Below are 18,734 nucleotides of genomic sequence, written 5' to 3' on the forward strand. Positions count from 1 at the left end.
TCGGGTGTGTAAGCGCAGCGATGCGTTGAGCTAACCGATACTAATGAACCGTGAGGCTTAACCTTACAACGCCGAAGGTGTTTTGGCGAAGAGACAGAACAATCAATTTCAGCCTGATACAGATTAACAGAATTTGCCTGGCGGCTTTAGCGCGGTGGTCCCACCTGACCCCATGCCGAACTCAGAAGTGAAACGCCGTAGCGCCGATGGTAGTGTGGGGTCTCCCCATGTGAGAGTAGGGAACTGCCAGGCATCAAACATAAGAACCCCGTACCGAAAGGTGCGGGGTTTTTTGCTTTTGTTTTTCACCCTCTCCCTGTGGGAGAGAGACGGGGTGAGGGCATCAAACCGTACCATTCTCTCCTTGAAACTTTCTCACCTTCCGCTTGCAGACTCGACATTCAAACCGTTTCTGGGTATCGTTAGCTATCTGGATGTCTAAACGTTTATACGTATGCTGTGAGGATATAAAGCTATGCCGATTCGGGTGCAGGACGAGCTACCAGCCGTCAATTTCTTGCGTGAAGAAAATGTCTTTGTCATGACGACTTCACGTGCGACAGGTCAGGAAATTCGCCCGCTGAAGGTGCTTATTCTCAATCTGATGCCGAAGAAGATCGAAACAGAAAATCAGTTCCTGCGTCTGCTGTCGAACTCCCCGCTGCAGGTTGATATTCAGCTGCTGCGGATCGATGCCCGTGAGTCTCGCAACACGCCTTCTGAGCACCTGAACAACTTCTACTGCAACTTTGATGACATTCAGGGTGAAAATTTTGATGGATTGATTGTGACCGGCGCCCCGCTCGGCCTGGTGGAATTTAACGATGTCGCTTACTGGCCGCAGATCAAACAGGTGCTGGAATGGGCAAAAGATCACGTCACGTCCACGCTGTTTGTCTGTTGGGCGGTACAAGCCGCACTGAATATTCTGTATGGCATCCCCAAGCAAACCCGCACTGAAAAGCTCTCCGGCGTATACGAACACCATATTCTCCATCCCCATGCGTTGCTGACGCGCGGGTTTGATGATTCTTTCCTGGCTCCGCATTCTCGCTACGCTGACTTCCCGGCCCAGCTGATTCGTGATTACACCGATCTGGAGATCCTGGCCGAAACGGAAGATGGGGACGCTTACCTGTTTGCCAGTAAAGATAAGCGCATTGCCTTTGTGACCGGACATCCTGAGTACGATCCGCACACCCTTGCGTCAGAGTATTTCCGTGATGTCGAAGCGGGTCTTAACCCGGATGTCCCGTACAACTATTTCCCGAAAGACGATCCACAAAACAAACCGAGAGCTACCTGGCGCAGCCACGGGAATTTGCTTTTTACTAACTGGCTCAACTATTACGTCTACCAGATAACACCATACGATCTGCGTCACATGAATCCAACGCTGGAGTAATCGTCTGCACTAAACGATCCTAAAGCGTTTCAGCTATTCAAATCAGGCACCTTCGGGTGCCTTTTTTATTTCCGAAATATAACTCACCACGCTGCAAAACTTTAATCTTAATAAAATCAATAAATTAATAACCATTTATAATTAAAATGGAAATTGTTTTTGATTTTAGAAGAAATAGAGATAGTCTTAATTCTGCTGAGCGAAAACTACCCAACGATCTTTCGTTCGCATCGGGAGCGTGATTTTGGATCTTTGATGAGGAGCAGAGTAATGACTCAACAGGCAACGACGGTCGATGAACTGGCCTTTACCCAGCCGTATGGTGAGCAAGAACAGCAGGTATTGACGGCAGAAGCGGTAGAATTTCTGACTGAACTGGTGACCCGCTTTACGCCGCAGCGTAATAAGCTGCTGGCGGCACGCATTCATCAGCAGCAGGAAATTGATAACGGCAAGTTGCCTGGTTTTATTTCGGAAACCGCTTCCATTCGCCGTGGCGAGTGGAAAATCCGCGGCATCCCTGAAGATTTACAGGATCGTCGCGTTGAGATCACCGGTCCGGTAGAGCGAAAAATGGTGATCAACGCCATGAACGCGAACGTTAAGGTCTTCATGGCCGATTTTGAAGATTCCCTGGCGCCGGACTGGCGTAAGGTCATCGAGGGGCAGATCAACCTGCGCGACGCCGTGAACGGCACCATCAGCTATACCAACGAAGCCGGTAAAATTTACCAGCTCAAACCGAACCCGGCGGTGCTGATCTGCCGCGTGCGCGGCCTGCACCTGCCTGAAAAACATGTCACCTGGCGTGGGGAAGCCATTCCGGGCAGCCTGTTTGATTTCGCGCTCTATTTCTTCCACAACTATAAAGCCCTGCTGGCGAAGGGCAGCGGCCCGTATTTCTATCTGCCTAAAACGCAGGCCTGGCAGGAAGCAGCCTGGTGGAGCGAGGTCTTCAGCTACGCGGAAGATCGTTTCAATCTGCCGCGCGGCACCATCAAAGCTACCCTACTGATTGAAACGCTGCCTGCCGTATTCCAGATGAATGAAATTCTGCACGCCCTGCGTGACCACATTGTCGGTCTGAACTGCGGACGCTGGGACTATATTTTCAGCTACATCAAAACCCTGAAAAACTATCCCGATCGCGTGCTTCCGGATCGCCAGGTCGTGACCATGGATAAACCGTTCCTGAGCGCCTACTCGCGTCTGCTGATCAAAACCTGCCACAAGCGCGGCGCCTTTGCGATGGGCGGCATGGCGGCTTTTATCCCAAGCAAAGACGCAGAGCGCAACAATCAGGTGCTCAACAAGGTGAAAGCCGATAAAGAGCTTGAAGCCCGTAACGGTCACGACGGCACGTGGATTGCGCATCCCGGCCTGGCCGATACGGCAATGGAGGTCTTCAACCGCGTCCTCGGTGACAACAAAAACCAGCTGTTTGTCACACGTGAAGACGATGCCCCAACGGCTGAAGAACAGCTGCTGGCCCCGTGCGCGGGCGAACGGACGGAAGAGGGGATGCGGGCCAATATCCGCGTTGCGGTGCAGTACATCGAAGCGTGGATCTCCGGCAACGGCTGCGTGCCGATCTACGGCCTGATGGAAGATGCCGCGACGGCGGAGATCTCACGAACCTCTATCTGGCAGTGGATCCACCATCAAAAAACGCTCAGCAACGGCAAACCGGTAACCAAGACCCTGTTCCGCCAGATGCTCGCCGAAGAGATGCGGGTGATCCAGGACGAGCTGGGCGAACACCGCTTCAGCAGCGGACGCTTTGACGACGCCGCGCGCCTGATGGAGCAAATCACCACATCAGATGACTTAATCGACTTCCTGACCCTGCCGGGCTACCGCTTCCTGGCGTAATCCACCACATAACAATATGGAGCATCTGCACATGAAAACCCGTACCCAACAAATCGAAGAATTGAAGAAAGAGTGGACACAACCTCGCTGGGAAGGCATCCGCCGTCCTTACAGCGCTGAGGAAGTGGTGAAATTACGCGGCTCGGTCAATCCGGAATGCACGCTGGCGCAAAATGGCGCGGCGAAAATGTGGAAGCTGCTGCACGGCGGTTCCAAAAAAGGCTACATCAACAGCCTCGGCGCGCTGACCGGCGGTCAGGCCCTGCAGCAGGCGAAGGCGGGCATTGAGGCTATTTACCTCTCCGGCTGGCAGGTCGCGGCGGACGCCAATCTTGCCTCAAGCATGTACCCGGATCAGTCGCTCTATCCGGCTAACTCCGTGCCGTCGGTCGTGGATCGGATCAACAACACCTTCCGCCGTGCGGATCAGATCCAGTGGGCAGCGGGCATCGAACCTGGCGATCCGCGCTTTATTGACTACTTCCTGCCGATCGTTGCGGATGCGGAAGCGGGCTTCGGCGGCGTGCTGAACGCCTTTGAGCTGATGAAATCGATGATTGAAGCCGGTGCAGCGGCCGTTCACTTCGAAGACCAGCTGGCGTCAGTGAAGAAGTGTGGACATATGGGCGGTAAGGTGCTGGTTCCTACACAGGAAGCGGTTCAGAAGCTGGTTGCCGCGCGTCTGGCTGCTGACGTGCTCGGCGTGCCGACGCTGGTCATTGCCCGTACCGATGCGGACGCGGCTGACCTGATCACCTCTGACTGCGATCCGTACGACAGCGAGTTCATCACCGGCGAGCGCACCAGCGAAGGGTTCTATCGTACCCATGCGGGTATTGAGCAGGCGATCAGCCGCGGTCTGGCGTACGCGCCGTACGCGGACCTGGTCTGGTGTGAAACCTCTACGCCGGATCTGGCGCTGGCAAAACGCTTTGCCGACGCCATTCATGCGAAGTACCCGGGCAAGCTGCTGGCCTACAACTGCTCGCCGTCCTTCAATTGGCAGAAAAAGCTGGATGACAAAACCATCGCTAGCTTCCAGCAGCAGCTGTCCGACATGGGCTACAAATACCAGTTCATTACGCTGGCAGGCATCCACAGCATGTGGTTCAACATGTTCGACCTGGCGCACGCCTATGCGCAGGGTGAGGGCATGAAGCACTACGTTGAGAAAGTGCAGCAGCCGGAATTTGCGGCGGGCAAAGATGGTTATACCTTCGTCTCTCACCAGCAGGAAGTGGGCACCGGCTACTTTGATAATGTGACCACGATTATTCAGGGCGGCACCTCCTCCGTCACCGCCTTAACGGGTTCAACGGAAGAAGCACAGTTCTAATCTTTTCCCCCTCTCCCCCCTGGGGAGAGGGCTGGTGGTGAGGGGGAATATATGTCACGTGGCCTGGAATTACTGATTGCCCAAACTATTTTGCAGGGCTTCGATGCCCAGTATGGTCGTTTTCTTGAAGTGACCTCCGGCGCGCAGCAGCGCTTCGAACATGCAGACTGGCATGCGGTTCAGCAGGCCATGAAGCAGCGTATCCATCTTTATGACCACCACGTGGGTCTGGTGGTGGAGCAGCTGCGCTGTATTACCGACGGTAAAAGTCCGGACGCGGAATTTTTACTGCGCGTAAAAGAGCATTACACCCATTTGTTACCCGACTACCCGCGCTTCGAGATTGCGGAGAGCTTTTTCAACTCCGTCTATTGCCGGTTATTTGACCACCGCTCATTATCTCCTGAGCGGTTATTTATCTTCAGCTCCCAGCCCGAGCGGCGCTTTCGTAACATTCCGCGTCCACTGGCGAAAGATTTCTTTCCCGATCGCGGATGGGAAAAGCTCCTGCACCGCGTGCTAACGGATTTGCCGCTGCGCCTGCCCTGGGAGAATAAAACTCGGGATATCGGGTATATCCACGCCCATCTCAACGAAACTTTCGGCGCGGAGGTGCTCAGCCGCAGCCATTTGCAGGTTGCCAACGAGCTTTTCTACCGCAATAAAGCTGCCTGGATGGTGGGTAAACTGGTTACCCCTACGGCCATCGTGCCGTTTCTGTTACCGATCCACCGTACAGACGACGGGGAACTGTTTGTCGATACCTGCCTGACCACCGGCGCCGAGGCCAGCATCGTGTTTGGCTTCGCACGCTCCTATTTTATGGTCTATGCACCGTTACCTGCCGCGCTGGTGGAGTGGCTGCGCGAGATCCTGCCGGGTAAAACCACGGCAGAGCTGTATATGGCCATCGGTTGCCAGAAGCACGCCAAAACGGAAAGCTACCGGGAATACTTGCGCTATGTCACCACGGCCGATGAGCAGTTCATCGAAGCGCCCGGCATTCGCGGCATGGTGATGCTGGTGTTTACGCTGCCGGGTTTCGACCGGGTATTTAAGGTGATCAAAGACAGATTCGCGCCGCAGAAAGAGATGACCGCCGCGCACGTCCGCGCCTGCTACCAGCTGGTTAAGGAACACGACCGCGTCGGTCGCATGGCGGATACCCAGGAATTCGAAAACTTTGTGCTGGATAAGCAGCAGATCGACCCGGCGCTCATGGCGCTGTTAATGCAGGAAGCTCCCGCGAAAATCACCGATTTGGGTGATAAAATCGTGATTAGCCATCTCTATATTGAACGCCGCATGGTGCCGCTGAATATCTGGCTGGAGCAGTCCGAAGGTCAGGCTTTAAGAGATGCGATTGAAGAGTACGGCAACGCGATTCGCCAGCTTGCCGCCGCCAATATCTTCCCGGGCGATATGCTGTTCAAAAACTTCGGCGTTACCCGTCACGGGCGGGTGGTGTTCTACGATTACGACGAAATTTGCTACATGACTGAAGTGAATTTCCGCGATATCCCACCGCCCCGCTACCCGGAAGATGAGCTTTCCGGTGAGCCGTGGTACAGCGTCTCGCCGGGCGATGTTTTTCCCGAAGAGTTTCGCCACTGGCTGTGCGCCGACCCGCGCATCGGGCCGCTATTCGAAGAAATGCATGAGGATCTGTTCCGTGCCAGCTACTGGCGCGGGCTGCAAACGCGGATCAAAAATGGGCACGTGGAAGATGTGTATGCATATCGGCGTAAGCAGCGGTTTTGCATCCGGTTTTCTCCCTCGCTCGCAGGGTAAGGGCGTTATGTTTTCTCCCTCTCCCTGTGGGAGAGGGCCGGGGTGAGGGCGTCAGGCCGCACTCAATCTTAACGAATCCCACCGTACGCCAGCGTCACCTCTTTCGCCGCCTTAATCACCAGCGCACCCAGTTCGGTCACGCGGTCATCGGTCATGCGCGAAATCGGTCCGGAGATGGAGATGGCGGCAAACGGCTCGCGGTGCTCGTCAAAAATACAGGCTGCGATACAGCGCAGGCCGAGGGCGTGCTCCTCGTCGTCAAACGAATAGCCGCGCTTGCGGGTCAGAGCAAGATCTTCTTTTAAATGCACGGGCGAGACCAGGGTGGCGTGGGTATAGGCGTGTAGCCCTTTACGGTGCAGCAGGCCCGTCACCTGCTCTTCGCTCAGCTGCGAGAGAAATGCCTTTCCCGCGCCGGAGGCGTGCATCGGCAGCTTGCCGCCAATCGGCGCGGACATGCGCATCAGCTGCGTGCACTGCACCTGGTCGATGATAATCGCCTGATGGTCGCTCTGGTCCAGCACCGCCAGGTTTACGGTCTCGCCGGAGTCCTCCATCAGCTTGCGCAGAATCGGGTGAACAATCGCCAGCAGGTTGCGGCTCTGCAGGAAGCTGCTGCCAACGATAAATGCATGCGCGCCCACCGCCCAGTGCCCCAGCTCGCCCACCTGGCGGACAAAGCCCAGCTGCTGCATGGTGGTCAGAAGACGGTGCGTCGTGGAGTTCGGCAGGCCAGCCTGCTGGGCAAGCTCCGTCAGGGCCACGCTGCTGTGCGACTCGGCTATCCACTCCAGCAGCTTCAAACCGCGCGTGAGCGATTGAACCTGTCCGCCCTGTTGTGCGGTGGTGGCAGCAGCAGGTTTTCTGCCGCGTTTAGCGGGAACGGTCGCGACCATGACGATCTCCTTTTTCTGTATTGTGGAAATCATTTTCGTTTTATTTGGTGAATTTGCAACCGTTATCCTGACTGATCGGAGGAGTGATGGTGAACATGTCTCATGTTACCGCTGAGCGGCTTTTCCACCCTGCGAGATTGTGCCAGTATGGAACGCAGCCTTTTGGCCTTGTTGAGCGTTGTCGGGAGCAAGTGTGAGCAGCAAAGTAGAGCAACTGCGTGCGCAGTTAAATGAACGAATTCTGGTGCTGGACGGCGGCATGGGCACCATGATCCAGGGGTATCGTCTGAGTGAAGATGATTTCCGCGGCGAACGCTTTGCCGACTGGCCCTGCGACCTGAAAGGGAACAACGACCTGCTGGTGCTCAGCAAGCCGTCCGTGATTAAAGATATCCACAACGCCTACTTCGAAGCGGGTGCGGATATCGTTGAAACCAACACCTTTAACTCGACAACCATCGCCATGGCGGATTACCAGATGGAATCCCTGTCGGCGGAAATCAACCTGGAAGCCGCGAAGCTGGCGCGCGCCTGCGCCGACGAGTGGACGGCCCGCACGCCGGATAAACCGCGCTACGTTGCCGGGGTGCTTGGCCCGACGAACCGCACCGCGTCGATTTCACCGGACGTCAACGACCCGGCGTTTCGTAATATCACCTTTGACCAGCTGGTTGCTGCCTACCGTGAATCGACCAAAGCACTGGTGGAAGGCGGTTCCGATCTGATCCTGATTGAAACGGTATTCGACACCCTCAACGCCAAGGCCGCGATTTACGCGGTGAAAGAGGAGTTCGAGGCGCTGGGCGTTGACCTGCCGATCATGATTTCCGGCACCATCACCGATGCCTCCGGCCGTACCCTGTCCGGCCAGACCACCGAAGCGTTTTATAACTCCCTGCGCCACGCCGACGCGCTCTCCTTCGGCCTGAACTGCGCGCTGGGTCCAGATGAACTGCGCCAGTACGTGCAGGAGCTGTCGCGCATCGCGGAATGCTACGTCACAGCGCACCCGAACGCCGGTCTGCCGAACGCCTTCGGCGAATACGATCTTGATGCCGATACCATGGCGGCGCAAATCCGCGAGTGGGCCGAGTCTGGATTTCTGAACATCGTCGGCGGCTGCTGCGGCACCACGCCTAAACATATCGCTGCTATGAGCAACGCCGTGGCCGGGCTGCCGCCGCGCAAGCTGCCCGAGCTTCCGGTTGCCTGTCGTCTCTCCGGCCTTGAGCCGTTGACCATCGGCGAAGACAGCCTGTTTGTGAACGTGGGCGAGCGTACGAACGTTACCGGTTCCGCTAAGTTCAAACGTCTGATCAAAGAAGAGAAGTACAGCGAAGCGCTGGACGTCGCGCGTCAGCAGGTAGAGAACGGCGCGCAGATTATCGATATCAACATGGATGAGGGGATGCTCGACGCCGAAGCGGCGATGGTGCGTTTCCTTAACCTGATTGCCGGTGAGCCGGACATCGCCCGCGTGCCGATCATGATCGACTCCTCCAAGTGGGACGTGATCGAGAAGGGGCTGAAGTGCATTCAGGGTAAAGGCATCGTCAACTCCATCTCGATGAAAGAGGGCGTGGAGATCTTTATCCACCACGCGAAGATGGTGCGCCGCTACGGTGCCGCCGTGGTGGTGATGGCCTTTGACGAAGTGGGCCAGGCCGATACCCGCGCGCGTAAAATTGAGATTTGCCGCCGCGCGTACAAAATACTGACCGAAGAGGTGGGCTTCCCGCCGGAAGACATCATCTTTGACCCGAACATCTTCGCCGTGGCGACCGGTATCGAAGAGCACAATAACTACGCCCAGGACTTTATCGGCGCGTGCGAGGACATTAAGCGCGAGCTGCCGCATGCGCTGATCTCCGGCGGCGTGTCGAACGTGTCGTTCTCGTTCCGCGGTAACGACCCGGTGCGCGAAGCGATCCACGCCGTGTTCCTCTACTACGCCATCCGCAACGGGATGGACATGGGGATCGTCAACGCCGGCCAGCTGGCGATTTACGACGACCTGCCAGCCGAGCTGCGCGACGCGGTAGAAGACGTGATCCTTAACCGTCGCGACGACGCCACCGAGCGCATGCTGGACCTGGCGGAAAAATACCGCGGCAGCAAATCGGATGAATCAGCCAACGTTCAGCAGGCCGAGTGGCGCGCCTGGGACGTGAAAAAGCGTCTGGAATATTCGCTGGTAAAAGGCATCACCGAGTTTATCGAGCAGGATACCGAAGAGGCGCGTCAGCAGTCAGCCCGCCCGATCGAGGTGATCGAAGGGCCGCTGATGGACGGCATGAACGTGGTGGGCGATCTGTTCGGTGAGGGCAAAATGTTCCTGCCGCAGGTGGTGAAATCCGCCCGAGTGATGAAGCAGGCCGTGGCGTACCTGGAGCCGTTTATCGAGGCCAGCAAAGAGAAAGGCTCCAGCAACGGCAAAATGGTCATTGCCACCGTCAAGGGCGACGTGCACGACATCGGCAAGAACATAGTCGGTGTGGTGCTGCAGTGCAATAACTACGAGATTATCGACCTTGGCGTCATGGTCCCCGCGGATAAAATCCTCAAGACCGCGCGCGAAGTGAACGCCGATCTGATTGGCCTCTCCGGGCTGATCACCCCGTCGCTGGACGAGATGGTTAACGTGGCGAAGGAGATGGAGCGTCAGGGCTTCACCATACCGCTGCTCATTGGCGGCGCGACCACCTCCAAAGCGCACACGGCGGTGAAAATCGAGCAGAACTACAGCGGGCCGACGGTCTACGTTCAGAACGCCTCGCGCACGGTGGGCGTGGTCTCCGCACTGCTCTCTGACAGCCAGCGCAACGAGTTTGTTGAGCGCACCCGCAAAGAGTACGAAACCGTTCGCATCCAGCACGGGCGCAAGAAACCGCGCACCCCGCCAGTTTCACTCCAGGCGGCCCGCGATAACGATCTGGCGTTTGACTGGTCGAGCTATACGCCGCCGGTCGCGCATCGGCTGGGCGTTCAGGAGGTCAGCGCCAGCATAGAAACGCTGCGCAACTACATCGACTGGACGCCGTTCTTTATGACCTGGTCGCTGGCGGGCAAATATCCGCGCATCCTGGAAGATGAGGTCGTAGGTGAAGAAGCGAAACGCCTGTTTAAAGATGCCAACGATATGCTCGACACGCTGAGTGCTGAGAAAACCCTCAATCCGCGCGGCGTGGTAGGGCTGTTCCCGGCTAACCGCGTGGGTGACGACATCGAAATTTATCGCGATGAAACCCGCACCCACGTGCTGGCGGTCAGCCGCCATCTGCGTCAGCAAACCGAGAAAGTGGGCTTTGCCAACTACTGCCTGGCCGATTTTGTCGCGCCGAAGCTGAGCGGAAAAGCCGACTATATCGGCGCCTTTGCGGTAACCGGCGGTCTGGAAGAAGATGCGCTGGCGGACGCGTACGAAGCGCAGCACGACGATTACAATAAAATCATGGTGAAAGCGATAGCCGACCGCCTGGCGGAAGCCTTCGCCGAGTACCTGCACGAGCGCGTGCGCAAGGTGCACTGGGGCTACGCGGCGAATGAAAACCTCAGCAACGAGGAGCTGATCCGCGAAAACTACCAGGGTATTCGTCCGGCACCGGGATATCCGGCCTGTCCGGAACACACCGAAAAGGGCACTATCTGGCAACTGCTGGACGTCGAAGCCCATACCGGAATGAAGCTCACCGAGTCGTTCGCCATGTGGCCGGGTGCGTCCGTCTCCGGCTGGTACTTCAGCCACCCGGACAGCAAGTACTTTGCCGTGGCGCAGCTGCAGCGCGATCAGATTGAAGATTACGCCCTGCGCAAAGGCATGAGCGTATCAGAAGTCGAGCGCTGGCTGGCACCGAATTTAGGCTACGACGCAGACTAACGTCACTTTTCCTTACAACAAACAGGGCACCTCAAGGGTGCCTTGTCTCATTCTTACGCTTAAACCCTTATACTGAACCTATGGAAAACGAATAACGATAAGGAGGAAAACCTTCCGTGCTGACCTTGTTACACCTGCTTTCCGCAGTCGCACTGCTCGTATGGGGCACCCATATCGTTCGTACCGGCGTGATGCGCGTTTTTGGGGCGCGCTTGCGTACCGTTCTCAGCAGCAGCGTTGAGAAGAAGCCGCTCGCCTTCTGCGCGGGTATTGGCGTAACGGCACTGGTGCAGAGCAGTAACGCCACAACCCTGCTTGTCACCTCCTTTGTGGCGCAGGATCTGGTTGCGCTGGCTCCGGCACTGGTCATTGTGCTGGGGGCCGACGTGGGGACCGCGCTGATGGCGCGTATCCTGACCTTCGATCTCTCCTGGCTGTCGCCGCTGCTGATTTTTGTCGGCGTTATCTTCTTCCTCGGTCGCAAACAGACGCGCGCCGGGCAGCTAGGGCGCGTAGGGATTGGCCTGGGGCTGATTCTGCTGGCGCTGGAGCTGATTGTGCAGGCGGTCACCCCTATTACCGAGGCCAACGGCGTTCAGGTCATCTTCGCTTCCCTGACCGGGGACATCATGCTCGACGCGCTGATTGGCGCGGTGTTTGCCATCGTCAGCTACTCCAGCCTGGCCGCCGTGCTGCTGACGGCCACGCTTACCGCCGCCGGGGCGATCTCCTTCCCGGTGGCGCTGTGTCTGGTGATAGGTGCCAACCTCGGCTCTGGCCTGCTGGCGATGCTCAATAACAGCGCCGCCAACGCTGCCGCCCGCCGCGTGGCGCTCGGTAGCCTGCTGTTTAAGCTGGTGGGCAGCCTGATTATCCTGCCCTTTATCCATCCGCTGGCGAACCTGATGGACAACCTCCCGCTGCCGAAGGCGGAGCTGGTGATCTACTTCCACGTGTTCTACAACCTGGTGCGCTGCCTGGCGATGGTGCCTTTTGCCGGGCCGATGGCCCGCTTCTGCGAACGACTCATTCAGGACGAACCGGAGCTGGATGCGCGCCTGAAGCCGAAGCACCTGGATACGTCCGCGCTGGATACCCCGGCACTGGCGCTGGCGAATGCCGCGCGCGAGACGCTGCGCATGGGCGACGCAATGGAAACCATGCTCGAAGGCCTGCAAAAGGTGATGCACGGCGAGCCGCGAGAGGAGAAAGAGCTGCGCAGACTGGCGGACGATATCAACGTGCTCTATACCGCCATTAAGCTTTACCTGGCGCGAATGCCGCAGGACGAACTGGCGGAAGAGGAGTCCCGCCGCTGGGCGGAAATCATTGAGATGTCGCTTAACCTTGAGCAGGCCTCCGATATTGTTGAGCGCATGGGCAGCGAGATAGCCGATAAATCGCTGGCCGCACGCCGGGCGTTCTCCGTTGAAGGCTTAAAAGAGCTTGAAGCGCTGCACGAACAGCTGGTCAGCAACCTCAAGCTGGCGATGCTGGTCTTCTTTTCCAGCGACGTGCCGAGCGCGCGCCGCCTGCGCCGCAACAAGCATCGTTTCCGTATCTTGAACCGCCGCTATTCGCACGCCCACGTCGAGCGTCTGCATCAGCAGAACGTGCAGAGTATTGAGACCAGCTCACTCCACCTGGGGCTGCTGGGCGATATGAAGCGTCTCAACTCGTTGTTCTGCGCGGTGGCCTACAGCGTGATGGAACAGCCGGATGAAGATGACGAGCGGGATGAGTATTAATTTCTGAAAGCGCCTCGCAAAACCTTTTTGCGAGGCGTGACACCTTATCAAGCGCATTTACACACTACACTTCGCCAATTCATGCGCATTCCGATGGGGGGCTCATGTGCACTACTCATGGCTGCACTGCAGGAGCAGTTTCGTGCGCATCAGCGCGCAGAGTGGTTAGCAGAAAATAAAGTTTCTATCGAGGCCATTAACCAGTGGGTTGATGAAAACGGCTCCTTTAGCGACTTTCAGAGGTCGTTCTGATGGAACAATAGGCAGGCATATCGCCAAAAGAGTTAGGCGAGCGTGTCGCCGATCTTACGCAAAACCGTGCTTCATTGCGGGATGCACTCGATTTTTTGAACAACGGTTACTAACACTTTTTTGTCAGCCGCAAGGTAAGGTATATTTCGCCCTTCACAGGAGAAACTATGCTGCCAACTCAATCAACCCGATTAAACAAATACATTAGCGAGAGCGGGATCTGCTCACGTCGCGAGGCTGACCGTTACATTGAACAAGGTAACGTGTTTCTTAACGGCAAACGCGCCACCATCGGCGACCAGGTGGTCCCTGGCGATGTGGTTAAAGTGAATGGTCAGGTCATCGAACCGCGTGATGCTGAAGACCTGGTGTTTATCGCGTTGAACAAACCGGTTGGGATTGTCAGCACCACAGAAGACGGCGAGCGGGACAACATCGTAGATTTCGTGAACCACAGCAGCCGTATCTTCCCGATTGGCCGTCTGGATAAAGACTCTCAGGGGCTGATTTTCCTCACCAACCACGGCGATCTGGTCAACAAGATCCTGCGTGCCGGTAACGATCACGAAAAAGAGTACATTGTGACGGTGAATAAACCGGTCACGGACGACTTTATTCGCGGCATGGGCGCCGGTGTGCCGATCCTCGGTACCGTCACGAAAAAGTGTAAGGTGAAGAAAGAAGCGCCGTTCGCGTTCCGCATTACCCTGGTGCAGGGCTTAAACCGCCAGATCCGCCGCATGTGCGAGTATTTCGGTTATGAAGTGACGAAGCTTGAGCGCACGCGCATCATGAACGTCAGCCTGTCCGGCATCCCGCTGGGTGAGTGGCGCGACTTAACGGACGACGAGCTGATCGAGCTGTTCAAGCTTATCGAGAACTCCTCGTCCGAAGCGAAGCCGAAGGCCAAAGCAAAACCGAAAGCTCAGGCGATTAAGCGCCCGGTCGTGAAGGCGCCGCAGGCGGAAGATAAAGGGCGAGGCAAGCCGGGCAACGGAAAACGCTTTACCCAGCCGGGGCGTAAAAAGAAAGGGCGCTGATTAGCGCCTTCCACGGGTTGATGTGGTGGCGGACCAGGAAAAGGTCGCTTCTGCATCAGGTTTATAAGCCTGCTCTTTTTTCAGCTTGCGGGCTTTTTTCGCTGCGGCATCACGCTGCGCCATCAGCTTGTCGATGTACTCTTTTTTCACCTGATTGGTTTCGGCGTTGGTCAGCGTGCGGCCATGCGCGATGCGGGCGCGGTCGAGAAGCGTTTTCAGTTCGCGCTGCTCGGCTTCCGTCATGTCTTTCTGGGTCAAACGTGGTGTCGCCATTGCTGAAGCCTCCTGAGAGAGAGGCTTCAGTGTAAAGCAAGCTGAGTCAATTAACCCTGCTTCACCGCATCTTTTTTCGTTTGTTCATCAATCGGTTTGCCGGACCAATAGCCCGCCAGCAGAGAGCCGGAGAGATTGTGCCAGACGGAGAACAGCGCACCCGGCAGGGCCGCCAGCGGCGAGAAGTAAATTTTACCGAGCGCCGCCGCCAGGCCGGAGTTCTGCATGCCTACCTCAATTGCCAGCGTGCGGCAGGTCGATTCGTCAAAACCAAACAGCTTCCCGCCCCAGTAGCCGCCCAGCAGACCAATGGTGTTATGCAGCACCACCGCGACGATCACCACAAAGCCTACGGAAGCAATGTGTGAGGCGGAGCCCGCCACCACGGCGCTGATGATGGCCAGAATACAGACCATCGAAAATGCGGGCAGGTACGGCTCAACGGCCTTCACCACGCGAGGGAACAGGTGGTGAATGACCAGCCCCAGCGCAATCGGAATCACCACGATTTGCAGAATGCTCAGCAGCATTCCCATCACGTCCACCTGAATATGCGCATCCACGTACAGGCGGGTTAACAGCGGTGTGGCAACGACGCCAACCAGCGTGGAGACGGATGAGATAGTGACGGAGAGCGCCACATCCCCTTTCGCGAGGTAGATCATGACGTTGGACGCCGTGCCGCTGGCCACGCTGCCCACCAGCACCATCCCGGCGGAGAGATCGGGCGGCATCTTAAAAGCCATCGCCAGCAGCCACGCCGCGAGCGGCATCACCAGATAGTGCAGAAATATTCCTGCCGCGACGGGCGCAGGGCGAGAGAGCACGCGTTTAAAGTCGTCGATTTTCAGATGCACGCCCATACCGAACATGATCAGCATCAGCAGCGTGGTGACCCATGGACCGATACCGGTGAACGTGGTGGGAGTGTAATACGCGAGTACGGAGAGCAGCAGCGCCCATAACGGGAACAGCCGCGTAATGGCGGATAACATAATGATTTCCTTGCGATGAATGTTGCGTGTGTTTGTTATAAAAAGCCGGGATCGAGCCCGGCTATAGTTATTGTTTATCGCGTAAGGAAGTAATATTCAAATGAATTATGACCGGATGCTTTCCCAGCTCAGACTAAAGCGAGCCAGATATTTGCGCAGTCGGTCGGCGTCGTTAGGATTGGCTTTTTTGAGCCGTGAAACGGCAAACAGCTCACGTCCGGCTTCAGACAACGATGCGCTGCGGCGACATACCTCCAGCACCGTTTCCAGTTGCCGCTGGTCAAAGAGATCAATCTCCGTGTCAGTTGCAGGCTGCGTCACGTCAGTTTGCCAGTCGGTCTGAAGACGTGAGATCTCCTCCAGCACCAGATCCTGAGTAATACGCCCTCGTTCCGCCAGCGTCGCCATGCGTGCGACGCTGGCGCTCAGTTCGCGAAAGTTGCCCCGCCACAGCGCTCTGCTGGAACAGGCAAAGGCCAGATAGCCTTCGCGTGCCTCTTTATCGAAGCGGATTTGCGTCTGGCTTTCGCGAGAGAAACGTTGAAGTTCGTAGTCAACATTCGGCGTGATGTCTTCTTTCCGTTGGGCAAGGCCGGGTAAGGCAAAGCTCCACATATTAATACGGGCATAGAGATCTTCACGAAAACGTCCTTCTGCCACCCACTGGCGCATATCACGGTGGGTTCCGGCGATAAGTTGAAAATCGCTGTGAACTTCTTTATCGGAGCCAAACGGGAAAAAAGTTTTCTCTTCAATGGCTTTGAGCAGCATCGCCTGTTCATCCAGGCCTAGTTCGGCAATCTCGTCGAGGAAAAGGACACCGCCATCGGCTTCACGCAGCAGGCCGCTGCGCGCCGACAGTGCGCCGGTAAAGGCCCCTTTCACATGGCCGAACAGCGTGGACATGGCGTTATCACCGCGCAGGGTCGCGCAGTTGACGGAAACCAGTTTGCCGGAAACCTGATGGCGTGACTGCTTAAGCTGATAAATGCGGTTCGCAAGGAACGACTTGCCCGCGCCGGTGGGGCCGGTCAGCAGGATCGGGGCTGTTGAACGTAGCGCCACGCGTTCAATCTTGTCGATCAGACTGTTAAAGGTGGCATTTCGCGTCTCAATACCCGCTTTCAGAAATGAGATTGACTGCTGCTGCTCGCGCTGAAAACGGTTGGTAAGGGTCGTGTAGCGGCTTAAATCCAGATCGATAATTGAGTAAGTTCCGGCTGCAGTCTCCTCAGCAGAGGCTTCTTTTCTGGCAGGGCCAGTCTGCAAAAGGCTGGCGGGAAGATAGCGGGCTTCCGTCAGCAGGAACCAACAGATCTGCGCCACATGCGTGCCGGTGGTGATGTGGACGAAATACTCTTCGCGATCGGTATCAAAAGTGTACTGGGTGGCGAAATCGAGAAACGCGGCATAAACCTCTTCGAAATCCCACGGGTCTTCAATGATTACCGTGCTGGGACGCACCTCGGTGTGGGGGGAAACCAGCACAATATCTTCCGCCAGTTGCTGAGCCATGCCGAGATCTCGCGGTTGATGTAGTAGCTCCAGCCTGTCGACCGGGAAATCCGGCTGTTGGCACAGCCCGACGGTCGGTCGCCATTTGCGAAAGCGATTAGCCCGCTTTCCTCGTTTATCCATCACGGTGCCAAGCACCCCGATCACCACCTTCCGCTTCTTCATGTTTATCCAGAAAGATAATTGTCGATATAGCAGGATAAGAAATGTTGAGCCGAACGGCAATGCATGAAAAGCGCGATAAATAAAACTCATTGATTATCAATAAAATAAAAAAATAAAACAGCGATTTTTGTTTTTGGCACGCTTCTGGCAATACAGATAACGTCACGACGTTGAGCACACTGGGGGTTAAGGCCCCGTCGGCGCACCAGGAACGGCAAGGCTGTTTTCCGGGGGCGTTCCGTCAAACAATGACAGATAGAAGGGTTCGATTCCCGATTCATTCTCCCAATGAAAACTGGTTGTAAACATCAAAGTAAAAACGGGTATTGCGCAGTCAGCAATCCCAATGAAGGTCGCCGGTAATGGCGCCGGATCGCAGGCGAAAAGGCATTCCCCTGTGATTTCGTGCCTGCACCCGCGCCTGACTTTAAGGAATATAAAATGGCTAAAAAAATCACGATAAAAAAAGGTCAGTTAGGACTGGTAGCAAAAACTGGCGATTATTACCGGGTACTGGAGGCGGGTGAACACCGTCTGGGTTGGTTCAATACTGACGACGTGCTGGTGGTGAGCCAGGATGGCAGCGAGGTGCCGGGTGCGCTGGCGGATTATCTGCGCCGCTTTCAGCCTGACTGGGTGGTACGTTACTGCCTGGCGGTTGACCTTACTGCAGATGAAATCGGGGTGTTATCGAACAACGGCGTATTGCAGGAAATTGTGCCGCCTTCGACTCGTCGTCTGTACTGGCAGCAGGATGCGGCGTTGACCCTGCAAAGAATCGATACCCGCGACGTGCGGGTGCCGGTGGACGTGATGAATGCTGCTCTGCAACCGCGTCGTAATGGCGCGCTAAAGGGGCGCGACGCGATGCTGGTCGTACAGGTACCTGCCTGGCACGTCGGGGTGGTGAAAATCGACGGAGAAATTCAGGCACTGTTACCGCCGGGACTGACGGCTTACTGGAAAATTAACCATCTGGTTGAGGCAGAGGTAGTGGATACGCGCCTTCAGGTGGTGGAAGTGAGCGGGCAGGAGATCCTGACGAAGGACAAAGTTAACCTGCGCCTGAACCTGGCGGCTAACTGGCGCTACAGCGACGTGCTGCAGGCCTGCGGACAGCTTACGAAACCGCTGGAACATTTGTACCGCGAACTCCAGTTCGCACTGCGTGAGGCGGTCGGCACCCGCACGCTCGATGAGTTACTGGAAGATAAGCAGATCATTGATGAGGTGGTCAGCAAACAGGTGCAAGGCCGCCTGTCATCCTTTGGAATGGAAATTGCGTCGCTTGGGGTAAAAGATATTGTTTTACCTGGTGATATGAAAACGATTTTATCCCGTCTGGTAGAGGCCGAAAAATCGGCCCAGGCGAATGTTATTCGCCGACGTGAAGAAACGGCGGCGACACGATCGCTGTTAAACACCGCAAAGGTGATGGAGAACAACCCGGTGGCGCTGCGTTTAAAAGAGCTGGAAACCCTGGAAAGGGTCGCGGAGCGTATCGACAAAATTTCAGTATTTGGTGGCCTGGACCAGGTATTACACGGCCTTGTTAACCTGAAAGGATAA

General features: G+C 56.4%; 13 protein-coding genes and 1 rRNA gene. 10 read left to right on the plus strand and 4 right to left on the minus strand.

Annotated elements, in window-relative coordinates; translation table 11 throughout:
* Nucleotides 1–136 precede the first annotated feature (136 nt).
* The 5 genes from rrf to aceK all read left to right on the plus strand — a co-directional run bounded on the left by rrf (nucleotide 137) and on the right by aceK (nucleotide 6,404).
* Nucleotides 137–252 (plus strand): 5S ribosomal RNA (gene rrf / locus F0319_RS13700).
* 223 nt (nucleotides 253–475) lie between these two features.
* On the plus strand, nucleotides 476–1,405 hold the full coding sequence (metA, locus tag F0319_RS13705; RefSeq protein WP_008503405.1) for a homoserine O-acetyltransferase MetA: 930 nt from the start codon (nucleotides 476–478) through the stop codon (nucleotides 1,403–1,405).
* Between the two features lie 270 nt (nucleotides 1,406–1,675).
* Nucleotides 1,676–3,277, plus strand: a complete 1,602-nt coding sequence (aceB, locus tag F0319_RS13710; protein ID WP_149367196.1) for a malate synthase A — start codon at nucleotides 1,676–1,678, stop codon at nucleotides 3,275–3,277.
* A 31-nt stretch (nucleotides 3,278–3,308) separates the two neighbouring features.
* The gene (aceA, locus tag F0319_RS13715; protein WP_024906665.1) at nucleotides 3,309–4,613 is read left to right on the plus strand and encodes an isocitrate lyase; all 1,305 of its coding nucleotides are present in this window, start codon (nucleotides 3,309–3,311) and stop codon (nucleotides 4,611–4,613) included.
* A 51-nt stretch (nucleotides 4,614–4,664) separates the two neighbouring features.
* Nucleotides 4,665–6,404 (plus strand): bifunctional isocitrate dehydrogenase kinase/phosphatase, encoded by a 1,740-nt coding sequence (gene aceK / locus F0319_RS13720; protein WP_149367197.1) that lies wholly within the window; start codon nucleotides 4,665–4,667, stop codon nucleotides 6,402–6,404.
* 68 nt (nucleotides 6,405–6,472) lie between these two features.
* Here the strand turns inward: aceK and iclR are convergent, their stop codons facing one another.
* Nucleotides 6,473–7,300 (minus strand): glyoxylate bypass operon transcriptional repressor IclR, encoded by an 828-nt coding sequence (gene iclR / locus F0319_RS13725; protein WP_127729219.1) that lies wholly within the window; start codon nucleotides 7,298–7,300, stop codon nucleotides 6,473–6,475.
* Nucleotides 7,301–7,493: 193 nt separating this feature from the next.
* Here iclR and metH point away from each other — a divergent pair, with 193 nt between their 5' ends.
* The 4 genes from metH (at nucleotide 7,494) to rluF (ending at nucleotide 14,217) form a co-directional block, all read left to right on the plus strand.
* Complete coding sequence (gene metH / locus F0319_RS13730; RefSeq protein ID WP_149367198.1) at nucleotides 7,494–11,177, plus strand: methionine synthase; 3,684 nt, start codon at nucleotides 7,494–7,496, stop codon at nucleotides 11,175–11,177.
* 116 nt (nucleotides 11,178–11,293) lie between these two features.
* Nucleotides 11,294–12,925 (plus strand): Na/Pi cotransporter family protein, encoded by a 1,632-nt coding sequence (locus F0319_RS13735; RefSeq protein WP_111965810.1) that lies wholly within the window; start codon nucleotides 11,294–11,296, stop codon nucleotides 12,923–12,925.
* An 81-nt stretch (nucleotides 12,926–13,006) separates the two neighbouring features.
* On the plus strand, nucleotides 13,007–13,177 hold the full coding sequence (locus F0319_RS13740) for a type II toxin-antitoxin system CcdA family antitoxin (RefSeq protein ID WP_376708935.1): 171 nt from the start codon (nucleotides 13,007–13,009) through the stop codon (nucleotides 13,175–13,177).
* A gap of 167 nt (nucleotides 13,178–13,344) precedes the next feature.
* Nucleotides 13,345–14,217: a 23S rRNA pseudouridine(2604) synthase RluF gene (gene rluF / locus F0319_RS13750; RefSeq protein ID WP_149367199.1), complete on the plus strand. Its 873-nt coding sequence runs from the start codon at nucleotides 13,345–13,347 to the stop codon at nucleotides 14,215–14,217.
* On the opposite strand, the gene F0319_RS13755 is transcribed toward rluF, so the two are convergent.
* The 3 genes from F0319_RS13755 to rtcR form a co-directional block, all read right to left on the minus strand.
* Entirely contained in the window at nucleotides 14,218–14,490 is a 273-nt protein-coding gene (locus F0319_RS13755) for a YjbD family protein (RefSeq protein ID WP_023309994.1), read from the minus strand. It abuts the gene before it with no gap.
* Between the two features lie 50 nt (nucleotides 14,491–14,540).
* Nucleotides 14,541–15,485: a ketopantoate/pantoate/pantothenate transporter PanS gene (gene panS / locus F0319_RS13760; RefSeq protein ID WP_149367200.1), complete on the minus strand. Its 945-nt coding sequence runs from the start codon at nucleotides 15,483–15,485 to the stop codon at nucleotides 14,541–14,543.
* Between the two features lie 105 nt (nucleotides 15,486–15,590).
* Nucleotides 15,591–17,165, minus strand: coding sequence for an RNA repair transcriptional activator RtcR (gene rtcR / locus F0319_RS13765; RefSeq protein WP_149367201.1), 1,575 nt, complete (start codon nucleotides 17,163–17,165; stop codon nucleotides 15,591–15,593).
* Nucleotides 17,166–17,606: 441 nt separating this feature from the next.
* Between rtcR and F0319_RS13770 the strand changes: the two genes are divergently transcribed.
* Entirely contained in the window at nucleotides 17,607–18,734 is a 1,128-nt protein-coding gene (locus F0319_RS13770) for a slipin family protein (RefSeq protein WP_111965813.1), read from the plus strand.

The sequence above is a fragment of the Enterobacter vonholyi genome, from assembly GCF_008364555.1.
GTDB classification, from domain to species: domain Bacteria; phylum Pseudomonadota; class Gammaproteobacteria; order Enterobacterales; family Enterobacteriaceae; genus Enterobacter; species Enterobacter vonholyi.